11 protein-coding genes and 5 pseudogenes are annotated in these 25,605 nt (G+C 45.0%); all 16 read right to left on the reverse strand.

What is annotated here, in order from left to right:
- Nucleotides 1-1,008: hypothetical protein (locus H6570_22460; GenBank protein ID MCB9322061.1), on the reverse strand; the 1,008-nt coding region annotated here is incomplete at its 3' end.
- 8 nt (nucleotides 1,009-1,016) lie between these two features.
- Entirely contained in the window at nucleotides 1,017-3,920 is a 2,904-nt protein-coding gene (locus H6570_22465) for a GHKL domain-containing protein (GenBank protein ID MCB9322062.1), read from the reverse strand.
- Nucleotides 3,868-4,788, reverse strand: a complete 921-nt coding sequence (locus H6570_22470; GenBank protein MCB9322063.1) for a hypothetical protein — start codon at nucleotides 4,786-4,788, stop codon at nucleotides 3,868-3,870. Before H6570_22470 ends, H6570_22465 begins: the two co-directional genes overlap by 53 nt.
- A gap of 10 nt (nucleotides 4,789-4,798) precedes the next feature.
- Nucleotides 4,799-5,857 carry a GHKL domain-containing protein gene (locus H6570_22475; protein ID MCB9322064.1) on the reverse strand — a complete coding sequence of 353 codons (1,059 nt, stop codon included), beginning with the start codon at nucleotides 5,855-5,857 and terminating at the stop codon, nucleotides 4,799-4,801.
- Nucleotides 5,858-5,922: 65 nt separating this feature from the next.
- Nucleotides 5,923-6,582 carry a hypothetical protein gene (locus tag H6570_22480; GenBank protein MCB9322065.1) on the reverse strand — a complete coding sequence of 220 codons (660 nt, stop codon included), beginning with the start codon at nucleotides 6,580-6,582 and terminating at the stop codon, nucleotides 5,923-5,925.
- A complete protein-coding gene (locus H6570_22485; protein ID MCB9322066.1) occupies nucleotides 6,579-7,073 on the reverse strand; it encodes a hypothetical protein in 495 nt (164 codons plus the stop codon). The genes H6570_22480 and H6570_22485 overlap by 4 nt, the downstream gene beginning before the upstream one ends.
- Nucleotides 7,051-8,496, reverse strand: coding sequence for a hypothetical protein (locus tag H6570_22490; protein ID MCB9322067.1), 1,446 nt, complete (start codon nucleotides 8,494-8,496; stop codon nucleotides 7,051-7,053). The genes H6570_22485 and H6570_22490 overlap by 23 nt, the downstream gene beginning before the upstream one ends.
- A 345-nt stretch (nucleotides 8,497-8,841) precedes the next feature.
- Nucleotides 8,842-9,057 carry a hypothetical protein gene (locus tag H6570_22495; protein ID MCB9322068.1) on the reverse strand — a complete coding sequence of 72 codons (216 nt, stop codon included), beginning with the start codon at nucleotides 9,055-9,057 and terminating at the stop codon, nucleotides 8,842-8,844.
- A 29-nt stretch (nucleotides 9,058-9,086) separates the two neighbouring features.
- Nucleotides 9,087-9,512 (reverse strand): annotated as a pseudogene (locus H6570_22500) (hypothetical protein).
- Nucleotides 9,513-10,669: 1,157 nt separating this feature from the next.
- Nucleotides 10,670-11,375 (reverse strand): annotated as a pseudogene (locus H6570_22505) (HAMP domain-containing histidine kinase).
- Between the two features lie 788 nt (nucleotides 11,376-12,163).
- Nucleotides 12,164-13,891, reverse strand: a complete 1,728-nt coding sequence (locus H6570_22510; GenBank protein ID MCB9322069.1) for a hypothetical protein — start codon at nucleotides 13,889-13,891, stop codon at nucleotides 12,164-12,166.
- 63 nt (nucleotides 13,892-13,954) lie between these two features.
- Nucleotides 13,955-15,919: a GHKL domain-containing protein gene (locus H6570_22515; protein MCB9322070.1), complete on the reverse strand. Its 1,965-nt coding sequence runs from the start codon at nucleotides 15,917-15,919 to the stop codon at nucleotides 13,955-13,957.
- A 5-nt stretch (nucleotides 15,920-15,924) separates the two neighbouring features.
- Nucleotides 15,925-16,216, reverse strand: a pseudogene (locus tag H6570_22520) (hypothetical protein).
- Nucleotides 16,217-16,222: 6 nt separating this feature from the next.
- Nucleotides 16,223-16,881: pseudogene (locus H6570_22525) on the reverse strand (hypothetical protein).
- Nucleotides 16,882-17,166: 285 nt separating this feature from the next.
- Nucleotides 17,167-17,907, reverse strand: a pseudogene (locus H6570_22530) (tetratricopeptide repeat protein).
- 9 nt (nucleotides 17,908-17,916) lie between these two features.
- Nucleotides 17,917-25,533, reverse strand: coding sequence for a hypothetical protein (locus tag H6570_22535; GenBank protein ID MCB9322071.1), 7,617 nt, complete (start codon nucleotides 25,531-25,533; stop codon nucleotides 17,917-17,919).
- Nucleotides 25,534-25,605: the final 72 nt, after the last annotated feature.

The following is a 25,605-nucleotide window of genomic DNA, read 5'->3' on the forward strand; positions in this document are numbered from 1 at the left end:
CTCCCGCTGCAGTTCTTTAATTTGAGCGGCACCATAGAGTGAGTCCGTCACTTCCGAAGTAAGCTTCAGGTACCGGTAAGCCTGATTTAAATCCCTGTTTAGATAATATTTTTCCAAAAGTTTTCCGGCATTGATTATACCTACTTTGTAGTTACTTTTCTGGGCAGCATGAAGGCCTATATCGGCATAAAAGAGCAATGAATCTGGCCGGTCAGTTTTTTCATAAAATCGCGCCAGAAATACGCTGGCATCCGCTAACCCGATGTAATCATCAAATTGATTAAAATTAGCGTAACTCTGTTTTAGCAACCCGAGTGCGGAAGCGTTTTCTCCCTTTTTGCCTAATAGTTCCGAATAAAACATTGAGATGGTAGGCACCAGGTTAAATTTATCAATGAATTCAGGTGACTGGACTCCCTCATACGCCAGACTTAAAAAATAACTGGCTGAATCCAATTGGTTGAGATCGGAAAAATTGCTTCCCAGCCAGAGGTAGAGGTACCATTTCCAATACAGGTCATCCGTCGCAGGGCTAAGCGAGTCTTCAATAACTTTAGCCCGGCGAAGGTATTCCTGGGATTTAGTCAAATCGTTAAGAAAGAAATACCCGGCACCAATATTCATAAGACAGATTTCCTGCTCTTGCCTTAAATCGAATGCTTCGGCTTTTCTCAGCGCATCAAATAAGATCTGTAGCGCTTTGGATGCATCTCCTTTAAAATTAAGTGAGATAGACTGTGAAACCAGAAGCCGTATTTCACCTCTAGGAAAATTTAATTTATGAGCCAATTTCAGTCCTAAATCGCTGTACCATCGAAGGGAATCTTCGTTGTACCACTGATAGGCCATACATAAGTCTACGTACAGAAATACCTTGTTGGTGTCTTCTTCAGCTGTTTTTAGTCCGGTTTTTGCCCTCTCTATATGCTTTACTCCTTCCAGATTCTGCCCGAAAGAAAGGTGCAGCAAAAAAAGAAATCCAATCGTCAAATGTATATTGCTCCTCATCGTGTCTTTCAAGCCGGTAATAAAATTTTAAATTGGGTTCCCTCCACTGGCAAGCTGGAAAAACTAATCTCCCCTCCATGCGCCTTCACAATATCATAGCTCAGACTCAACCCCAGCCCCGTACCCTGACCGGTTGGCTTGGTGGTGAAGAATGGTTGAAAAATTTTGTCCCTGATGTTGTCCGGGATGCCAGAGCCATTATCAATCACCCGGATCTCAATCCCATCTTCAAGTCGCTTGGTTGACACCAGGACTTGCGGATCTTTAACATCACTGACAGCCTGAAATGCATTATTAATCAGGTTGAGCAGGACCCGGCCAATATCCTGGCTGATCACCTTTATTTTCGGGAGGCCGGGATCTAATTCCGTTCTGAAATCGGCATTAAATGATTTATCCTTGGCTCTAAGCCCATGATAAGCCAGGCGCAAATATTCATCACACAGTGCATTAATATCCGTAAGCTCTTTTTCTCCGGTACTGGCCCGGGAATGTTGCAGCATGCTTTTGACAATGGCATCGGCGCGCTTGCCGTGTTGATTTACTTTACCTTCATTATCCGTCAAATCCTTCAGAATAATTTGTATTTCTTCCGAATCATTTTTTGATACGGCTTCTTTCAACTCTTCAATTAATTCCTTATTGACCTCTGAAAAATTATTCACAAAATTCAGCGGATTCTGGATCTCATGGGCAATGCCAGCAGTGAGCTCACCCAAGGAGGCCATTTTTTCGGACTGAATAAGTTGCGATTGGGTCGATTTCAGGCTTTCATGCGCAACTTCCAGCTTATGGTAGGCTTGTTCGATTTCTCTGGCCTGCGCCAGTTCCCGTTCCTGAGCTTTTTCCCGTTCTACGCGGAGGGTTCTTTTTCTCTGGAAAAGGTGAACCTGCCAAATCCCCAATAGGAAAAAAAAGACATAGACCAGGTATGCCAGCCGGCTGCGGTACCATGGAGGAAGGACCGCGAATGAGTACATGACCGGATCGGTCCACGAATTCGCATCATCAACCCCAGGACCTGTATACCGCGCTTTTACTTGAAAGGTGTACGTTCCTTCCCTGATGTTCCCATAGGTCGCACTACTCTTTTTAAGGACCGGACTCCAATCCTGATCGTATCCATCCAGTTTATACTGGTATTCCACCAGTTGAGGCCGGTTCAGTTCGTTGGTTCCATATTCAATGGTGATGCGGTTGTATTTAAAAGGCAGAACAAGGTGTTCCGGTACATGAAAAAATGGGTGGATGCCATTGAATTTAACCGCTTCAAACTTTTGGCGTAAATGTTGCCGGTCGGATTCATCCAGGGATTTGCCATAGATGATGAATTCATCCGGAATTTCGGAGGAAGACACCGAATCCGATTGTACTATGCTGTGATCATGCTTATTCTCCAGGGTCTGCCAGGAAATGGCTTCTTCATTGATTTTTATTTGCTGAATGCTTACCGATGGCTTTTTATCGTTCCGGTGAAGAGCATTGTAATCGAACCGGACCAGTGGCGTTTTTGTACTGTTGGTGGCCATCCAGAGAATCCCATCCTGGTCAACAAACATGCTGTTATTGCTCGTGGTCTCTAAATTGCGGACCGGATAACCCGATTGAACATTGAATATTTCCAAATCCTGGAGTTCCATCAAATTTTGACCGGTATCCTGCGGGATCGTAAACAGGACCAAACCCCGATTGCAGCCAAGTGCAATCTTACCCTGACCAAGTTCAACCATGTTGGTGATGTTATTATCAGGCAGGCCATCGTCGGTCGTAAAGGTTTGTAATATATTTGTTAACGGTTCGAACTGAATGGATGACCGGTTCATTTCGGTATTGATCTTTTCAAGATTTCCGGCACGGATAAAATTCAGTCCCTTTTCTGTTGCGACCCAGAGGTTTTGCTGACTGTCTATTATTATTTTATTGACCAGGCTACTTGCCAGCCCCTGCTTAACCGCATAGAACAGGAATACACCTCCATTGGCAGGAGAGTAACAAATTATCCCCCCACCCCCGGTACCAAACCACATATTACCCTGGTCATCTTCGACCATGGCCTTAACCATGCTGTATCCACCCATCCTGTAACCGTAATTCGTGAAGGTTTTCCCATCGTAACGTATGACACCATGTTGCCAGGTACTAAACCATACCTGACCGAGGTGGTCGGTGACACAATAGGGGATCAAAGCATTGGGCAATCCTTGATCTGTGGTGTAAGTCGTAAAGCTTTCGCCCAGGCCATGGGTGACCGGATCATAACACGTAATCCAATTTTGTCTCCACCAACCACCGAACCAGATCTTCCCGGAGGATTCCCGGTTGATTAAAGAAACGATCGACCCCGGAATTCCTTGTTCCGGTGTGTATTCCCTCACCGAAGCACCGTCGAATCGCACAATCGTTGACGATCCGAACCAATAGTCTCCCTTTGCATCCTGGTTAATACTAGCAACCCTATCCATCGGCAATAATCCCTGCGCTTTCGAATAGGTTATGAAACTGCCACTCCTTGCCGAAACCGGTGGATCAAAACAGAAGACTCCTGAATTACCGGTTCCTATCCATAATTTACCCTGATCATCGATGGTCAGTAACCGGCCAAATTCAGGAAAATCAAATTGGGCGTTTTTTTCAATGGCTCCATTGACCAGAGAACATTGAACGGCCCCGATATTGGTTCCAAACCACAGGTTTCCCTTGTCATCTTCCTGTATCGTTTGTACATTCTGATCTCCTGCGGGATATTGGGAAGTATAATGGGCCATCTTTTCATGATCTGATAGTAGATAACAATTGATCCCATGTTCGGTAGCTATCCAGATATTTCCCTGTTTGTCTTCATAAAGTTCGTTGATGTGATTATCCACCAGCCCATTGGCTACAGTGAGGCCCTTTATTTTCCGGTTCGTCAAGGATCAACACCACCACCCCCTCGGTTGTGCCAATCCAGAGTTGTCCGGTTTTGTCTTCCTGCAGGCATGTTATGGTGGAATTTTGCAATCCATAGACCTGCTTATCAAGTAGCCTGACCTGATTTTGCTCAGGGTCAAGCATGGCCATACTAGCCCGGGTCAGGACCCACAATTTTCCGGATCTTCCTTCTTTTATATCCACTACAGAATTGGATAATCCCTTGTCAATATCAATCGTGGTAAATTCCAACCCATCGTAACGGCATACGCCTCTGCCATCTGTACCGATCCAGATCCGGCCGGCACGATCTTCCAGGATGGAAGAGATCAGGTTTGCAGGCAATCCGTTTGCTACAGAAAAATTGGTAAAATGCCTTCCATCAAAGCGGCTGACGCCCTGGCCCCAGGTTCCTATCCACAAATGGCCCCTTTGATCGGTTGTCGCACACCTGATTTGGTTCATAGCAAGACCATCATCAGTGGTATAGTTAAAATAAAAAGGTTGTCCACCTTTTCCACTATCAAATGATTTCTCTTCTTTTAATTGGTCAATTTCTTCCTTCCGGTTTGCGAAGGCCGGAAGCAATTTTTTGACCGGTGGCTTCAGCTCAATGATGTGACCATCGGGGGTGGTATATGATTTGGCAGGATCACCTTGACGTGGAATCAGTATTTGCTGGGGCTTCGGCTTTTTCGAAAGATCGGTGATTACCGGTTTTAGGGAATCGGGCAGTTCGGCAATGCGGGTAATGAGCGGAGGAGCAAAAGAACTCACTGGATTTTGGCTAATGGGAGGGGTCCTGTTTCCGGTATCGCAGGATACGAGTGCCAGAAGAACATATAAATAGATTAGAGAATATCTTTTCATCTTGATCATGTTATTGGACGTTCAAACGGATCGTGAATTCAGTACCTTTTCCTTCTTCCGATTCCATCAGCATTTCCCCTCCATGCGCCTTTATAATATCATAGGCTAAACTCAATCCCAATCCGGTGCCTTGCCCGGTTGGTTTGGTGGTGAAGAAAGGCTGGAAGATCTTGTCTTTAATGGAGTCGGGGATGCCGGGGCCGTTGTCGGTGATTCGGATCTCAATTTGCTCATCCCTTCTTTTTGTGGAAATACTTATCACGGGATTATTGACACCTTGCATCGCCTGAAATGCATTATTGATAATATTCAATAATACCCGGCCGATATCCTGGGAAACAACTTCCACCCCGGGCAATTGGGGATCAAAATCGGTCTTAAGCGCTGCATTAAATGATTTGTCCCTGGCGCGCATCCCATGATAAGCCAGCCGTAAATATTCGTCACACAATGCATTGATGTCCGTCAGTTCCTTCTCTCCGCTGCTGGAGCGCGAATGTTGCAACATGGATTTGACAATGGCATCGGCACGCTTGCCATGATGGATTATTTTTTGCTCGTTCCCTGCAATTTCATTGGCAATTGATTTGGCGTTGTCCACATTTCCTTTCCCAAGCTCCTCGATTTGTTCTTCAATCAATTCTGCATTGACCTCCGAAAAATTATTGACAAAATTCAGCGGATTCTGGATCTCGTGCGCAATGCCGGCCGTGAGTTCTCCCAGAGAAGCCATTTTCTCGGAATGAATGAGTTGGGATTGGGTAGATTTCAGGTTCTGGTGAGCCGATTCGAGTTCGGTGTACGCCTGCTGGATTTCCCGGGCGTGCTCGAGTTCCTTCTCTTTTGCGATCTGCTCTTGATTACGGAGCAGACGCTTTTTCTGGGTTTGAACTAATGCGGCCAAACTTAAAATCAATGCCAGTCCATACAGGCTATAAGCCCACCAAGTATGCCACCAGGGACGAATGATAGTAAATGAATAAACATCACCCTCCTCATTCCACACGCCGTCATTGTTTGCCGCAATCACCTGGAACGTGTATTTCCCAAAAGGCAGGTTGGTATAGATGGCTCGCCGATCGCCGGAAGCTTCAATCCAATCTTCATCGTATCCGATCAACCGGAAACGGAATTTCACTTTTTCCGGTGCCTTAAAGCTGAGTCCGCTATAGCAAATAAGAACCGGTGATTTCCCGGTTCCAAAACCGCTGATTTGGCTAAATCAATGATCTGGTCGTCCCAGAGAAACTGATGAATCACTACCGGAGGTGGCTGTTGGTTGGTGATCATGCGGTCCGGATCTATTTCCACCAGCCCGTCCAGGGTAGGTACCAGAATCGTTCCATCCGGCATGATGGCGCTGTGCCTGGCTCCGGTGCACGAACGGGTTCGCATTCCGTCGCCCTCATCAAAAATGCGCCAATTGATTCGTACGTCCTTACCATCCAGCAAATCATCCAGCTCCTTTTTCGAGGCCCGGATGATCCCGAAATTGCTGGGCAACCATACGTATCCATTCTTATCCGGGAGAAAATCAAACACGGAAGTAGCCGGCAATCCACTTTCCGGACCCAGGCGTCTGACTACACCATCCCTGAGCCGGAACAGACCGGATTGGGTAGAAATCCATAAAGTTCCGCCTTTTTCCTCATACGAGGAGAAAGTACCCGTGGAGGACAATCCTTTGTCATCCTGCAGCTTAACCAATTGCCCTGTGGAATCGATCAGCTTCAAACCCTGGTTAAAGGAGGTGACCACCCAGCCTCCATCATCCAGGCGGCGCACAGAGCTCACCGTACTTGATGCGAAGCTAATGGAATCAATTGCAAAAAATCCAAATCACCCCGGGCATTCAGATATCCAATGCCGTGATTATAAACACCAAACCAAAGTTGACCATGGTTGTCTTCAAATCCGTAGCGGACCGGCATATTGCGGGCATACCACTCCTCATGATCTTTGGTAATTCTGAATATCCCGGTTCTGCCGCAGGCCCAGATCGCGCCATTTGAATCCTCAAACAGTTGGTAATAATTGGAACCTATATCATTCCAGGCGGCTTCTTTAAATTTAAAGGGTCTAAGGATCTTGCCGTTATCATTCCATACCAGCCCGCCATTTAGGGTACTGATCATATATTTTTGACTATCAACCGGTACTACCCCCTCCACTTGGGGTGTTGGCAGACCTTGTGCCCTGGAAAACGTTTTAAATAAATTTGGGCTTAACCGGGCCACCCCGTTATTGGAAGAAAACCAGATATTACCTTCGCGATCCTCCAGCAAGCTGGTTACAGGTAATGAAGCGCAGTGGATGTCCTTCGGGAGGAAAGACAAAGTGATCGCTTCCGGGAGGCAGGTAGGCAATGTTGGAAAACAAAACCACCCAAATCCCGCCCAGATGATCTTCCAGTATCCATTTTTGACCATAAAAAGCACTTACCGGAAGCGATTTAACCGACTCCATGCCGGGATAGGCCTCGATGGATTGTCCATTCCAGGTGAATACGCCCCGGTTTGAAGTAAACCAGATCCGGTCCCTGCTGTCTACTATCATATCAAAAAAGTACAAATCCTTGTATTCCCTGTTAATTCTTAGGGCCTCCAGTTGACCGTTTTTTGCCCGATATGCCTGTCCTCTCCATAGCCACCACTCGTAACCTTGTTGATCGGTAGTACCAAAATTTTGCAAGGAACCATTGATCTTTAACGCTCCGATGGTTGAGTCAGCGATCGCCGCGGGAATATCTATTCGCTTATGGGTTTTCGGGTTATACCGGATTAAGCTTATTTGATCACCTATGTTTGAGAACAGCAATTCCTGCGAATCCGTGATCCAATCCAGGTTGTATCCCGGATTGCAATCACCGAGTACATGTTCGACCTTTCCGTTCTTATACCTCCATAACCCATCGAAAGGGCTTGTTACCCAGAGGGTGCTATCCGGACCTTCGAGAATACCCGAGATGTTATCGCTGGTTAAGAAAGGGACATTTCTGGAATCAAAGATCTTGAACGACATCCCGTCAAATCGAATGAGGCCATTGTAGGTGCGCAACCAGATAAATCCTTCTTTGGATTGGTAGAGTGATAGAACAAGGTCAACAGGCATTCCATTATCGGTGTCCCATTGATGCAAATAATATTGGTCAAATACGGAGGGTTGAGCAGCAAGCATGCTGATGAAGCCAAAATAAATGCTTAGCAAGACATTCATTCTGAAAGCTTTCAGGATTTTAAATTCAACGTTTGCCACGTATTTTCTTTGTTTTAAAAATTCACCTGCGGAATAATCAAAGTTTAATAATAAATGTACTCCCCTGACCTTCCCTGGACTCATAACCGGATCACCCTTCAGAGGAAGACCGTGATCACCAATGGAGGTTCCATCTGGCCTTGTCATCCAGGCATGCTGAACATGGTTTTCTTCATCTACTTCAATATAACCGCAGCTTGTAAAATCACTGAAATCGACTAAAGTCTTCAATTCCGCATAAAGCAATTCAGACACTTCGTGTAGCTCATTACTTCGGTGCATCGCCATGGTTCTCGAACGCACGCGTTCCAGGGCAGTCTCGATATCCAGCGCCCGTTGCATCGATTGAATCTCCCGGATGGCGGAGGTCAGATCCCGGGGATTGCGGTTTTGGCTGGTCATTTTCAGGTGCAGTTCCCTGATCCATTGGCTGGCATTAATTGGGGTTATCAACGTTTCCGGTAAAATGCACACGGACAAGCTGTAACTGTTACCGTGTGTAGGTATTAAGATAAAATGAATTATGGGAACACGAAAACTAATTACCATATATCATGGATGATGGAGCCTGTAGCTCAACCATCATTGACCGGCAAATTGTCAATATCTTAGGTTTATACGGATTTAATGATTGCACGGATTTTGTATTGCAAACAAGTCCTTTCAGTGCCATACTTTATTTACAGGATTGTCTTTTCTCTTTCTGCGAATCAGACAACCGGCAATTGAATGACAAATTCAGTGCCTTCCCCCTCCTTGCTATTGACATGGATAGTCCCGCCATGCGCCTTCACAATATCATGAAAGACTTAATCCCAGTCCGGTTCCCTGTCCGGTCGGCTTTGTCGTGAAAAACGGCTGAAAGATCTTGTCTTTGATGGAATCGGGAATACCGGGGCCGTTGTCGGTAATGCGAATCTCAATCTGTTCATTAAGCTGTTTCGTAGATACAGATATGATTGGGTTCTTCTCATTCTGAACTGCCTGAAATGCATTATTGATGATGTTTAACAAAACCCTGCCAATGTCCTGAGGAACGATCCTTAATTTGAGCAGGACTCATCCGGCTCCAGCCTATACGAAGCATTAAAACTTTTATCCTTTGCCCTAAACCCATGATAGGCCAATCGCAAATATTCGTCACACAACGCATTGATATCTGTGAGCTCTCTTTCTCCACTGCTGGTGCGGGAATGTTGCAGCATGCTTTTTACGATGGCTTCAGCACGTTTGCCATGCTGACTGATCTTCTCTGAATTTTCTTTAATATCCTTCGATAAGGAAATGGCATCATCCATTTTACCTACCTTTAACTCTTCCTCGAGCTCCTGGGATAATTCCTGATTGATCTCAGAAAAATTATTGACAAAATTGAGCGGGTTCTGAATCTCATGGGCGATACCGGCGGTTAATTCACCCAACGATGCCATTTTTTCGGAGTGGATGAGTTGAGTTTGTGTTGCTCTTAAATTTGAAAGTGCAGTTGCTAAGACTTTATTTGATTTTTGTTTTTGCCTGTTGTTACGATATAGGATCGCCGACACAAAAAGTAGAATTCCCAGACCAACGATCAATACATATTGTCTTAAATTGTTTTGATATCTGATTCTTGAAGCTTCAATTTCTTTCTGATGTTCTTCTTGCTGATTAATCAATGCCTGGATGGCCTGCAGATTTCCTGCACCAAACAAACTGTCTTTGTAAGCATCGGCTATTTTCAGATATCGCAGTGACTCTTTCGTATCATTTTGTTCATATAATTCTGACAATAGTGCAGCTGCTTCCTGGAGCGTTTTCTTTTGGGAAATCAATTGTGATTCCTCAAGGCCTTTTCTTGCATAATAAATACCAGAATCTGGTTGATTTATTTTTTTATAAAATGTTGCGATTTTGTTATACGCCTCGGCTGAAGCTCTTCGTTCATTATTATTAATTGCAATTTTAAGTCCGCTTTGATAAAAATTCAATGCCTCAGCATTGTTACCCGATTTCATTTTTATGTTTCCGAGGGTTTGATAGGTTTGCGGCTCTTCCCGACCCGTTTTTTGAAAATCATCGATAGCCAATTGCACATAATACCATGCCGAATCTAGTTGATCCATTTCTTCAAAAACTACTGCGATGTCTTTCTTGGCATAGGCCAATGCTTCTATATTGCCATTGGACTCACAAATTGACTTTTGCTCATTCAAATACCGTAATGCTTTAGGGTAGTCCTTTAATAAAATGTAAGTTTCGCCGATGGCATTCAAGGCAGCTTCACATTCCAAATTATTTGCTTTTGCAATCTGTAATGCTTTAAATGCCATTTCAAGCGCCTTAGATAAGTTTCCTATTTGTTCCATAGTAATACTCATATACCCTAAGGCCAATATTTCTCCTTCCGGATAATTAATTTGCTGAGCGGATTTCAAAGCCTGCTGTCCATAATAAATTGAAGAGTCCGTATTTCCCAAACGATACAATAAGCATAAAAATGCCTGGGCTTTAATCCGGCTTGTATCGTCTTTGGCAATGGCCATTTGTTGATGCAGGCTATCAATCGCCTCCCTGGTTTGAGTGAATCCGACACACCCTATCAAAGAAAGAAATACGATTGTTATGAATTTCTCTACCATTATTCTGATTAAACTGGCAATTGTATAATAAACTCACTCCCTTCACCTTCTTTTGTGTCCATTTTCAACTTACCACCATGCGCTTTCACGATGTCATAAGCCAGGCTGAGTCCTAATCCCGTCCCTTGCCCGGTCGGCTTGGTGGTGAAGAACGGCTGGAAGATCTTGTCTTTGATGGAGTCAGGGATACCGGGTCCGTTGTCGGTAATGCGAATTTCAATATGTTCATTTAGCTGTTTGGTTGACACAGATATGATTGGATTCTTCTCATTCTGAACGGCCTGAAATGCATTATTAATGATATTCAGAATAACCCGGCCGATGTCCTGAGGAACGACATTTAATTTGGGCAAGGACTCATCCAGTTCCAGCTTAACCTGACCACATTAAACATCCTTTTAATCCGTGATATCCAATCCATAAATATTCATCACACAACGCATTGATATCCGTAAGCTCTTTTTCTCCACTGCTGGTACGAGAATGCTGCAGCATACTTTTCACAATGGCTTCCGCACGCTTGCCATGCTGATTGATCTTCTCTGAATTTTCTTTAATATCCTTAGATAAGGAAATGGCATCATCGATTTTGCCCGCCTTTTAATTCTTCTTCAATTCTCAGATCCTTCGATTGACTTCAAGAAAAATTATTCTGGAAATTCAGTGGGTTCTGAATCTCATTGCGATGCCGGCCGTGAGTTCTCTGGAAGCCATTTTCAGAATGGATGAAAGGCTGGGATTAGGTCAGCACAATTCGGTATAAACCTTTCAATTTCACGAGCTTGGGCCAGTTCGATCCTGTTGCGTTCCACTCCATCACCGCATTCCGCTTTAAGTATCGATGGATGAAAGAAGAATAGCGATCAGAATAAATTGCATGGGGCATCAGCCCGCAGGTTTCAGAGTGGATAATCAGGAAACTTTGTTTCTCAGTCGAATACCATAAGCGTTGGCAGCCTTTACTTTAAAGTGATAATTATTCGGAGGCAAACTATATTAATGGCACTGTTTCCTTGCCATTTCCTCCGGTGTGCATCTATCACTAAATTACTGGTTTTCTGGTTAATAATCAACGGATAAATCGATGGAAAAATGCTCTTCTAGTTAAATCCGGTTAACGAAAGTTTGCTGATATGAATTCTGTCCTGCTTTTCCGTCGGAATCTCCGAATTCAGAATGTGGTATCTGAAAAAGTTTTGAAGCGTACGTTTAATTTTAAAGTCGGAGATGAGCATAATATGCATTACGCTCCTCAATGCAATTTGTTCGTATGACCGGCAATATGCACGCTGAGAATTTAACTACCGTCCAACACCGTAATTTTTTTAAAAATCATGAATCAAATTCAAATGGGAATCATTCATTTTAATTCCTTTTCAGTACCTTACACGAATTAATGATCCGATCTCTATTATTGAGTTTACTTCTGAAACAATTTAATTATCACCGGTCTGGAGACGAATCAGATTGGGATCAAACTAGTGATGGTCCCATCAATTGGATCAGATTGTTCCTATGGAATCTTCAAAAATCACTATTACCCGGAAGGCATCCAGGTATTTTTTAAAAGTCCCCTTGACCGGATCAAACAAATAAAGTCCTCCTCCTCCGGCGGTACCCACCCAATATCGGTTGTCCCTGTCTTTTAGCAAGGCATTGATGAAATTGATGCCAAAAAAGGAATTCAAATCCATCGGGTTTATATAGTACCTGGTAATCTTACCGCTCTCCGGATTAAATAGATTGAGTCCGTTAAACGTACCCAGCCAGATTTGCTGTGCAGATTCAATATAAACCTGAAAAATAAAAGGATTGGTGAGCGAATCCCGCTCTGGTCCTCTGCCAAAATAATGGGTATATGCATCCGTTTGGGTATTTAACCGGATCAGGCCGCTGCTTCCAACCACCCATAATTCCTTCTGATAAGGTTGTATTTGTGAAACATACCGATACGGTTCCTGGATTTGAGTTAATTCTGCTTTGATCCGATTTATCAATTCTTTGCGAGGATCATTTTGGACAAATAGTTCATCAGATGCAATCCATAATGCACCGTTTGGCCAATCGTAAAATCCGTGTACCCATTCCACACCGGAAGTCTTAAAATGTGGGATCATCTTCTGGTGAGGGTCAACCCGGAATAGTTCACCGCTCAAAGAACTGATCCATAGCACACCTTCTCGAGAGGTATACGCTTTCCAGGTAGTCCTGGCAGAATAGCCATTTTCACGTGTTTCGGATTCCAGATGATGGACCTGCATTTCTGCGGGATCGTAATAGTTCAGCCCGGATTCGGAGGTTCCAATCCAAAATCCTCCTTCCGTATCTTCCCGGATAAATGTGATAAAGTCAGTGCTTTCAAACTTTTTGTTGAGCGGTGGACGGCTCAAATTTTCCGGATGATCCGGATCGATGAGATGTCGGGTTATCACCCCGGTCGACCGGACCAGGGAATGCAGGCCATCACCTGCCGTGCCAATCCAGAAGATACCCTTATGGTCCTCAAATAATGCGGTGACTTTGTTGTTGATCAGAGCATGTTCATCCTGAATATTAGCTTTGTAACGGGTAAAAGTCCCGGTTGTCTTATCCAAGCGGTTCAGTCCTCCCAAAGAAAAATCCGGCTCACCGTACACGGTGCCGGTTCCTGCCCAGAGGGTGCCCTGCGAATCTTCGAAGAGTGTCCCGACTACATTATAACTGAGACTGGTCGAATCTCCCGCGATGGTATGAAAGTGGGTAAATGTCAGACTGGCCGGGTCCAGCCGGTCCAATCCGTTGTTAGTGCCTAACCAGAGTATTCCATCCCGGTCTCCCCAAATCGTAAGGATGTGATCGGATGCCGGGCTGTTCACCTCATTGGTATCGGAGTGAAAATGGGAGAAAATTCCGGTTTCCGGATCCAGACAGTCCAATCCGCTCCCAATGGTCCCGATCCAGATCCGGCCATCAGGGCCGGCATAAACGGCATCAAGCTGATCGCTGGACATGGAGTTCGGTTCAAAAGGGCTGTAACGGTACGATTTCATTTCGTGTCCATCGTAACTAAAAAGACCTGCTTTGGTCGAAAACCACATTTTACCATCCGGAGCCTGCGAAATTCCCGTCACGTGCTGAAAGGCCCTACCCTGCGGTGGTACGACCTCTTCAAATTGATTGCCCTGCGCCGGAAGAATTTGGGTAAAGATCATCAGGATCAGAGACAGACGCCAGCCTATTGTTTTTTCCATTCGATTCATAGTCACCTTATGTATTCCGGATAGGTTCATCATTGCTTTGATCATTAAAACTGATCAACCGATTGGTAAACAGATAATAAACTCGGTTTCACCCTCGCTACGCTTAAGTTTGATTTCACCTCCATGTGCCTTCACGAAATCATAGGCCAGACTCAAACCCAATCCCGTTCCCTGCCCAGTGGGCTTGGTCGTGAAGAATGGCTGGAAGATCTTGTCCCTGATACTGTCCGGGATTCCGGGACCATTGTCTGTGATACGTATTTCCAGTTGGTTTTTCAACTGTTTGGTTGATAAGGTCAAGACCGGGTTTTCCATACCATGCATTGCCTGAAATCCATTATTGATTACATTCAGAATAACACGTCCAATATCTTGCGGAACCACTTTAATTTTTGGCAAACCGGAATCAAAATCAGTTTTAAGTAGGGCATTGAAGGACTTATCCCTGGCACGCATCCCATGATAGGCCAGTCGTAAATATTCATCGCAAAGTACATTGATATCCGTAAGCTCCTTTTCTCCACTGCTGGTACGGGAATGCTGCAGCATGCTTTTTACAATAGCATCCGCCCGCTTGCCATGCTCGTTGATCTTTTTCGAATTTTCTTTTAAATCCTTCGACAACAAAATCGCATCATTGATTTTACCTGCCATTAATTCTTCCTCCAATTCCCCGGATAATTCCTGATTGATTTCGGAAAAATTATTCACAAAATTTAAAGGATTCTGAATTTCGTGGGCGATACCGGCAGTGAGTTCGCCCAACGAGGCCATTTTTTCGGACTGGATGAGCTGGGCCTGAGTGGATCTTAAATGGTCCAGCGTTTGTTCAAGATGAATATTCGTCCTTTTACGCTGCGTATTATTCCGGTAGAGAAAAACGGATAATCCAATCAATGCCAGCAGACCCGTCACCAAATAATTAAGCCGTTGTCGATTTTTAGATGCAATTATTGCAGCTTCTGACTTTCGAGCCTTTTCCTGAGCGTTCACCAGGGTTTCCTGCAGTGCTTTAATTTTGTTGGGACCGTACAATACTTCGTTAATTTCATCGAAAATTTTCCGGTAATAAAGCGCCTTTTCCAGATTAATAGGGTCATATACCATTGCCAGTAATTCACTTGACTCCCTTATTAATTTTCCATAGTTTGACCGTTGAGCATGTTGAAGAGCACGTTGTCCATAAATGATGCAAGAATCGGGTTTTTGACTATCATAATAATGGGTGGCCAAAAATTGATAGTTCTGGCAAAGCGAATAGGAATCGCTACCATTTTCAAAAAAGTGAGCGCTTTCACGCAGAAAATCCAATCCCTTATCGATTTGACCCATTCGTATCATTAACTCACCATAAAACATCCTGACCGGCGCATACAGTCGGTGGTTCAATTTTGTCTCATCAAAGCTTTTTTGGAGAAACATGAAAGCAGAGTCGTTTTGATTATTGAACATATAAGCCGAACCCAGGTTAAATTGAGTCAGGATCCGCTCGTCGTCTGGGTTAAAACCTACATTCTCAGACCAAAATAATTTTTCTTTTTTCTGGCTTTCGGTCAAATCGTTGAGTTGAATTTTCTGATGGTAAGGAATAGCCCGCTTGTAATAATCTATTGCCCTTTGAAAATCGCCCATTTCCCAAAAGGTATTTCCTAATCCGGTCAGGACGATAGGTACTTCCAGAATCAAATGGTTCTCCTGTGCTATTTCCAATGCTGCAAACCCAATCCGAAGGGCGTCTGCCAAATCACCCTGCGTATGTAAATAAGAGGCCTGGACAGCCATCAATCTTACCTCTCCAGCAGTAAAGGTGATTTTATGAGCCAGCATCCTTGCGCTATCAATCTCTGCGCGTGGATCAGAATCCAGTTGGTAAGCATACCGAATTAAAAGCGCAATTTTCTTTTTAACATCGCTGACCTGCTCAAGTTTGACATGAAGACTATCGATTGACATCAAAGCATTTTGTGCGGTTACCATCCCGCTCAAAATTCCAAAACAAATGGCAATTAGCTGCTTCATACGAATCATAGCTGGATTGGTAATTGTATTATGAAATTACTCCCTTGATTCAATTGTGATTGGACGATAATTTGGCCACCATATCCGTTGATTAAATCATAACTTAGGGACAAGCCCAGGCCTGTTCCCTGACCGGTCGGCTTGGTGGTGAAGAAAGGCTGGAAGATCTTGTCTTTGATGGAGTCAGGGATACCGGGTCCGTTGTCTGTGATACGATGTTCCAGTTGGTTTTTCAACAGTTTGGTTGATAAGATTCATGACCGGGTTTTCCATACCATGCATTGCCTGGAAATCCATTATTGATTACATTCGAATAACACGTCCAATATCTTGCGGAACCACTTTAATTTTTGGCAAACCGGAATCAAAATCAGTTTTAAGTAGGGCATTGAAGGACTTATCCCTGGCACGCATCCCATGATAGGCCAGTCGTAAATATTCATCGCATAATGCATTAATATCGGTCAATTCTTTCTCCCCGCTGCTGGTACGGGAATGCTGCAGCATGCTTTTACAATAGCATCCGCCCGCTTGCCATGCTCGTTGATCTTTTCTCCATTTGCCCGAATATCCAGCAATAATTCTTTTTCGAGTACTTCGTCCCTTTCTCCCCTACCCTTTGACCATTCATCCATAATCTCATCAATCAGCTCCCTGTTTACCTCCGAGAAATTATTGACAAAATTCAGTGGATTCTGGATCTCATGGGCGATGCCCGCTGTAAGCTCACCCAGTGAAGCCATTTTTTCAGACTGGATTAATTGGGATTGAGTGGCTTTTAGATTGGATAGGGTATTTTCAAGTATTTTGTTTGATCTTCTTTTTTGCCGGTTATTTCTGATCAGCAATAAACCAATGATGAGAAATATTGCCAACCCGGCCAGCAAGGAATAGGTCCTTACTCTTCCCTGACTTTCTATTTTTTCTTTTTCCAGTTCACGCAGCCGAAGTTGCTCATTCATGGTAAGCTGTTGGAAATCGGACAAATTATCGATTTTCTTATTGTACGCGGAATCCCGGGTGGTAAATGCCAGGCCAAGGTATTTATTAGAGCTGTCGGGTTGCCCTTTGAGAGCATACGCTTCGAATAAATTTTCGTACGCCCGGGTCAAATAATTAACCTCATCTGAAATCTTGGAATTCAATGTCAGTTTTGCAAAATAAAGACTTGAGTCCGCATTTTTTTCAGCAGAATAAAGGTGGAAAAGCCGGTTGGACGATGCCCAAAGAGACCCCTCATTCCCTTTTTCTCTGGAAAGCTCAAAGGCCTGATAATAATATTTCTTAGCCCGGTCATAATCTTTCCTTTTAAAATACACATTTCCGATATTGCAAAGGTTCCATCCGCTGTAGTACAATTCCCCCGAGGATCGGGCCATTGAATCAGACTTGAATCCATAATAAAGTGCAGAATCCGGCTTACCCAGCCTGCTGTAGGTATTTCCCAGGTTCATGTAGGCGCCTTGTGTGCTGCCGGAGTCAACTTGCTCAGCGATACGGATTTCTTCTTTGTAGTGAAATAATTCCTGGTCAATATTGCCAATATTGCCCTGGAGCAAAGCATAGGTATGGTGTGCAAATGCAAGCAATCTCAATCGGTATTCTCTGGCATTCATTCCATAAAATAGCCATCCGCTTTTTTCGGAGGCAGCATTTTCAGTTATATCCAACGCTTCCAGAATGTACTTCAGTGCTTTCCCATATTTGCCATCCTGAGTCAATGAAAAAGCGCATGCAATGGACGCACCGGCAATGTTCAATTGCTTATTATTTTCCCGGGCCAAGGCCAAAGCATGCTCGCCATAATAAACGACTGAATCCAGCTGTTTCTCACTGTAATACTCGCTTAATAGTCTATTCAACAAGCATCTGGCTGAATCGGTGGATACCAGGTTCAATTCATTTCGCAAGCTATCGGGAAAGCTTACCTGTGCTTTGGCAAAAAAAGCAATTATCAGAAACGCTGGTATCGCTAAATACTTTTTCATATTCAATAATTACACCGGCAGCCGGACAATAAATTTTGTTCCCTTCCCGCTCTCACTGTCCACTTCAATATCACCTCCATGCGCCTTTACAATATCATAGCTCAAACTCAATCCCAGGCCAGTCCCCTGTCCGGTCGGTTTGGTCGTAAAGAAGGGTTGGAAGATCTTGTCTTTGATGGAGTCCGGGATTCCGGATCCATTGTCCGAAACGCGGATTTCGATGGCGTCGTCAAGCCTTTTTGTGGAAACAGTCACCAGTGGTTTGAACAAAGGGTCTGCCTTCGCCTCCCTGTCCGTACCTTCACTTCGGTCTTGCTCTGCACAGGCCTGAAAAGCATTGTTGATCAGATTAAGCAGTACCCGGCCAATATCCTGAGCCACGACCTCTAATCGAGGCAATTGCCTATCAAAATCGGTATCCAGTTGTGCATTGAAGGACTTATCCTTAGCGCGGAAACCGTGATAAGCCAGACGCAAATACTCGTCGCAAAGTGCATTGATATCCGTATCTACCTTTTGGCCGCTACTGGTCCGACTGTGCTGTAACATACTCCGGACGATGCCTTCGGCACGTTTACCGTGTTGGTTAACTTTTGCTTCATTGTCCAGCAGATCCTGTACGAGATGTTCTATTTCTTCCTGATCATTCCGTTGAATAGCTTCTTTGAGCTCGCTAATCAACTCCTGGTTCACTTCCGAAAAATTGTTGACAAAATTCAGGGGGTTCTGGATCTCATGGGCGATACCCGCGGTAAGCTCTCCCAGTGAAGCCATTTTCTCTGACTGGATCAGTTGCTGCTGCGTCTGCTTCAGATCAACCAAGGTTTTATCAACCTGGTTTTTCGCCACCTCCAGCCGGTTGAAATCTTCGTAGCGTGCATAAGCCGTAGAGAAAGCCTTTGCCAGCAATTGCAGCAAATCGATCTGCTCTCCGGATAACAGAGCCGTATTTCCCACATACAACATGCCCTGACTGAAGGGTAAGAAATGCAAATAGAACCCACCGGAAGGCAACGTATGGAGGTACTCTTCCGTTGACGTATAAATACCCTGATCAACCAAAACATTAGCAAAATCCAGCATAGCCTGATTGTCCCAGTGATCAATCAGCTTTTGCTTTTTCTGCCAATGCAGCAGAATATTGGCCATAGATCCTGGCGTGGAAAAAGGCAAATGAAAAGTTGCAATGGCATTACCATCCGGCGTGGAAAGGTAATTATGAATGATTTCATTTTCATCATCCATAATGAAGACCCCACAACGGATGAACGGTACACCTAGCGCCATCAATTCTTTCCAGATCAAGGGGGTAATACGCTCCAGGTCGTCAGCCGTACGCATAGAAGCAATTTCACCCCGTATCCTGTCTAGAGAGGTTTGCCTGATGGCCTCCCAGGTTTGTGCTTCAGCTTTACGTAAATCCTGAAAGCGCGTGTATGTCTGTTCAAAGACCCGTGCTAACCTCCGGAAAATATCGTAGGCATCAGGGACTGGCTCGTAAGAGATGAACATGAGGTAACCCTGGGAAAAAAACGCACAATGCATAATCTGGAAGGTAGGTACCGACTGGCCGGCAACTGCCATCTTATCTACAATTTCCTTAAAGGTTGGAATCGAATACATGTACTTGTAATGTGCATCCAATACCGCACCGCGCTGCTCTTCTACAAACAAAGATTCCCCCCTGGCAGCGGCTTGAGCAATACGCAGGAATACATCTTCTGAGCTGTTCGTTTTGAAGGGCGGCTGTATGCGGTCTTTACCGCCCATCCAGGCTGTAGCGGCTTTGTGGTCCTCTTCCCAGATATTGAATCCACAACCAAATACCGGAAGGCCTAGTCCTTCTACCTGCTGGAAAAGCATAAAAGCAGCGTCCTGCAGTTCATTGCTCCGCTGCATACCCATGGTCCGGGATCGTATGCGCTCCAGCGAGGCTTCGATCCGGGCTTCCCTGGCCTGATTCTCCGCCTTTTGCAGGTCCAAATACCGTTGATATGCCATGTGAAATGTCCGGGCAAACCGGCGAATGACTCCCGTTGTTTCTACCTCAATGGGTGACTCGGAAAAAGCATAAAGCCCCCCGGCAGGGAAAAAGGTTGCGAAATAATACTGTTGCGAATCTTCCGCTGCCTGTTCTGGTAAATAGAATTCAGCATCCTTGACCGCCTGATGGTATTTTATCAGATCCGGGATGGTAAAGGTATAGTAGAAATCCTCTTTCTTTTGCCAGGCTTCATAGGCGCCCTGCAAAACGGGATGAATCTCCATGGATTCGTTACCGGATATATTGACTTCATAGCCAGCTTCCGTCCTGGTTGTCGTCCAAACTTCTGCTATTTTTTCTTTTTCACTCAGAATGCCAATACCACAACGGAGTACATTTAATTGCAACCGGTCCAACTCTCTGAACATGACCGCGACGACTTCTTCGAGGCCCGTACTTTTATGCATGGCCATGGATTCTGCCCGAACACGTTCCAGTGCAGCTTCTATCTGGGCTTCCTTCGCCTGGTTTTCCGCCTTTTGCAGGTCCAGAAAGCGGGTGTAAGTCTGTTCGAAGACTTTTCCAAAGCGGAGGAAGATGTCTTTAAATTCTGGCCTTGGTTCAAGCGTAATGAACAATAAATAACCCTGTGAAAAAGGGACTATATTATGCACCTGACGATCAGGTAATTTTATCCCGGCAGTTTCAGCTTGCTTAAAGGATTCATCAAGCACCGGGAATGACCGGAGAAACCGATAGTGGTTTACCATTGCTTTCCCTTTAATATCGTCCACTAAAAATGCTTCCTTATTTTTCCACGCCTTATGTATTTTTTTGTGTTGGTCGTACGTATTTATTGGCAATACAAATGGAGGTTGGATGGAACCAGTCGCATTGCTCATCCATGCTGTTAGATTTTCGTGTGTATGATCCCAGATGTTAAATCCACTGGCAAATGTTTCTATGCCCAATTGTTTGATTTGATCAAAAAGCACGATGGCAGCTTCACTTAATTCATTACTATGGTGCATGGCCATGGTTCGACTGCGTACACGTTCCAATGCCGCTTCTATCTGCGCTTCCTGAGCCTGTGCCTCCGCTTTTTGCAAGTCGAGGAAACGGGTGTACGTCTGTTCGAAGACTTTGGCTAATCGCTGCAGCGTATCCGCTTGTTGTTCGGTCAGCATTTTATCGCCAATCATCACGGACTCGAACATACCGTACTTCATGAATGCCGTACAATTGGTGGCTGATTCTATGGATGTTATTGCTTCTTTGGCGGAGGCAGGAAGATCTTTATACCCACCCAATTCAAAAATCAAATCATCATAACTTTTTTTAAGCTCTCCTTCAAATTTAAACACCTGGTAGGCCTGACCTTCAGCCCATGCTCCATATTGTGCATTGTAGAGGGGATGGTCAAAATAAGGCACAAAATAGCTTTCAGGATAAGCATCGGTCTCAAATCCTGCCAGCCAAAGTTCCATGGACTTGTCTTCCTTATTGAATAAGGTTAATCCGCAGGCAGTTGCATCAAAACCAAGTGCTTTTAATTGCTCAAATATGGTATGGATGACAGACCTCAATTCGTCGCTTTGGTGCATCGCCATCGTGCGAGCCCGGACTCTTTCCAAGGCCAGTTGGATTTCTGCCTCCCGTGTCTGGGCTTCGGCATTCTTCAAATCAAGGAAACGGGTATAAGATTGTTGAAATACCGCCGCAAAACGCTGTAGGACCGATATGCTTTCTTCCGAAAGCGTTTTGCTCGATACCGCCTGAATTTGTCCGCAGGGCATATTGAAATGGACCAGATAGGCTTCGGGGTTTTCCCTTACATAGGCCTTGAACTCATCGGGCATGTCTTGATAACAGGTCTCCAGGATGAGGTTTTTGTAGGATTCATGACTGGCTCCCGTAGAATAAATCAAGAAAGGAGGACCTTGGTTTTCCCAGGAGGACCACATTTGGGTTAGGTAAGGATGATCAACCTGAATGAAGTAACTTTTGGGTATGGGTTCCTGGTCTGTTCCGGCTAGCCAGGTTTCTATGATCCGGTTTTCCGGATGAAAAAGATTGATGTTACATCCGAGATCAGCAATGTTTAACCCATTGACTTGTTGAAACAAAACAAAGACGACATCCCGGAGATCCAAACTGTGGTGCATCGCCATGGTCCGGGCGCGCACCCTTTCCAGAGCCAGTTGGATTTCTGATTCTCTTGCCTGGGCTTCCGCTTTTTGCAAGTCAAGAAATCGTGTATAGGTTTGTTTAAATACGACACCAAATCGCTTGAAGATATCATAAGCCGAAGGAATCTCTACAGATGCAATAAATAATAAAAATCCCTGATTGAAACGGACCAGATGGTTGATTTGACAAGCAGGAAGCTCAATGCCGGAGCGCTCAAACTCTTTAAACCCCGGCAGGGATTGCATATACCGGTAATGCGCTTCCAAATCCTCCCCTTCCATCCGATAGACTAAAAAATCATCCTTATTCAAAATAGCGTTGCGCCAGGGCAAAAAACTTTCATGCTCGGTCAACGGTATTTCTAAAGGTTCCTGCAATCCTCCCTCAGCGCTCATGATCGAGGTGCAGGACAACTGGTCTGCAGACAGGATATTGTAACCACAACTCCATGCCGGAATTCCCAATGCCTGTACCTCCCGGAATAACAAACTGGCTGCTTCGGCTAATTCATCACTATGTCGCATACCTATCGTACGGCTCCGGACTTTCTCCAGGGCCGCTTCGATTTGTGCCTCCCGCGCCTGTGCTTCCGCTTTTTGCAGGTCCAGAAATCGGGTGTACGTTTGTTCAAAAACCTTGGAAAAACGAATCAATATTTTTGCGCTGTCTTCCGGGGGAACGGATAAATCGACGGATTCAAAATAACCATACTTAAAATAGGTAAATGTGAAGCAAACCGTGTCATGCGATTTTATCTCCTGCTTAAGTTCTGCCGGTAATTTTGAAAATTCCGTTTCTCCTAAAATCCAGTCATCGTAATCACTTTTTTCGCTTCCTTCAAGATAAATGTTGTTTTGGAGCAGATGAAGTTTCCAGTCCTTCCAAACTTGCTGAAATACAGGGTGTCCCGGACCGGGCACCTTGTAGCTCCGGAGTAAATTGGAATTCAGGTTGTCGGCAAACCAATATTCGGCGGAATGATCTTCTTCCTGGAAAATAGCTATCGATATGCCAAATGTTGATATTCCAAATGCTTCCGTTTCTTTATACAATAATTTTACAACTTCACTTAAATCTTTGCTCTTGTGCATGGCCATCGATCTGGACCGGACCCTTTCCAGCGCAGCTTCAATATGCGCCTCCCTGGCTTGTGCTTCTGCCTTCTGGAGGTCCTGAAAACGTGTGTAGGTCTGTTCGAAGACTTTAGCAAAACGGGGCAATAATTCATTGAGCTCTCCGGAGATCGGCACATGGCTGATGGCTTCCAATAAGCCAAATCGCATCGAGGCATAAGAAAACATCACATATTTTTCAGCACGGATCGCCTGTTGCATTTCAGGTGGCAATTTGCCCATTTCCGTTGTACTGAAAAGGTGATCCTCCCAGCTTTTCTTTTCATCTTCCTTTAACTCAATCCTAAATTGATCCGTACCTTTTTGATATTCCTCCCAGCATTTATTGATCACCTGATTATCCAGGTGATGGATAAAAACACTGACAGGCAATAGCGGATTCGTTGGCACCGAAAACCACAAGTGAAATCCTTCCCGCACTGTGTCCGCAAGCAAGATCGCGCACCCCCACTGGGCCGAGGGATCCAGCGGTCTGATCTGACGGAATAGTTCCTGCACCACTTCGGCCAGTTCATCACTTTTCTGCATGGCCATGGTGCGGGCCCTCACCCGTTCCAGCGCAAGTTGGATCTCTTTTTCGCGGGCTTGTTCTTCGACCTTTTTTAAATCCAGAAAACGGGTAAAGGCCTGTTCAAATTCCACAGCAAACCGACGAAAGATGTCGTACGCCTGGGGAACCGGGTCATAGGTGATAAATAATAAATATCCGTGCTGGAAAAAAACCACATGATCGATCTGATGGGTGGGCAATGGCGTCCCCGAATCCCGCAATGCGCCCAGGGCATCACCGACCACCGGGAGTGACAGAAGGTACTCGTAATGAGCTTTGCAGGCCTCGCCGCTAAATGGTTGTATGTAAATAGTCTCACCGCTTTCACGCATTTCATAATAGCGCAGAAAGAATTTTTCCCGGGGAGTTTTGTAGAAAGGGAGATGCCCCTCCTCGCTACTGAACCATTCATAATCCCCCTCATCATCATCCGCATAAATGTGAAAGGCACATCCCCATGCGGCAATGCCCAGATCACGGATCTGCTGTGCCATAAGCATCGCGGTATCACTCAATTCGTCACTTTGCTTCATCGCCAGAGAACTAGCCCGCACGCGTTCAAGGCTGAGTTGTATTTGTGCTTCCCGTGCTTGTTCTTCTACCCGGATCAGGTCCTTATACCGGCGATAGGTTTGGCCAAAAACCGTGGCAAAACGTCTACAAATACGTACCATCTCTTCCGATAACGGATCCCGGGTAAACGCGTAGAGCATGCCATTTGGAAAGACAAATTCATTAAATATTAATTTGCCCGGTAAATTGTTCAGGTCGATATGATAGGTGTAATCCGGTTCATCATTGATGATCGAAAAATACCGGATCAGGTCTACACCCTCCAGGACATAAATAAAATCTGAGTGGTCGTTTTTCCAAGCTTCACGTCCCGCGGTCAGCAAGGGATGTTTGGTCATGTCAATTCGTCCAATATTTAGCCTGACCTGGCCCTCCTGCAGCAAAGAGGCCGTCCATAACTCCATAAATTTTGACTCGTCCAGAATCCCGATCCCGCACCGTGCTTGTTTTTCTAACCCCAGCCTGGTTAATTCATCAAATAACAGGACAATGGTTTCTCCGACCTCCTCACTGTTGTGCATGGCCATGGTCTTTGCCCGCACCCGTTCCAGGGCCGCTTCGATCTGCGCTTCTCTGGCCTGGATCTCCGCTTTTTGAAGATCCAGAAATCGGGTATAAGTTTGCTCGAAGACCTTGGAAAAACGCACAAGTAAATTTCCCGCTTCAACGGACAAAGGCTCAAAACTGGTGATCCCAATGGTACCAAAACGATGGCTGGCTTCCGTAAGGACAAACCGCTCCGGAGGATGATCGAGCATTTCCCGAAAACCATCATCCCGGGTCACATGGGGCAATGTCCGAAGGAAACGATGGTAATCTTCCAGTCTTTTGCCACTCAGATCCCTTATGAGCAATGGCACCTTGTCCTTCCATAATTGATAAATTTGTGCCAGCTCCTTTTCGTTCAGCATGGGAATGCGATGACTTCCCGGGCGAAAATGACCATCCTTGCTGGTCATCCAAACTTCTGCCGAATCGGATTGTGTGTCTATCAGACTGAAAAAGACCCTGATATTTTCCGGCATTAAATTCAGACTTCGCAGCTGGTTGAAAAGGATCACCGCCGTAGCAGACAATTCACTGCTTTGATGCATGGCCATCGTATGGGCCCGCACCCGCTCCAAAGCCGTTTCAATTTGCGCCTCCCGGGCCTGTGCTTCGGCGTTTTGCAGATCCAGAAATCGTCGGTAGGTCAATTTAAATACGTTAGCAAATCTCAGGAGTAAACGGATCTGAGCTTCATGCAGAGGATCAGGCGTGAGTACATA

The sequence above is a fragment of the Lewinellaceae bacterium genome, from assembly GCA_020636135.1.
Classification (GTDB): Bacteria; Bacteroidota; Bacteroidia; order Chitinophagales; family Saprospiraceae; genus JAGQXC01.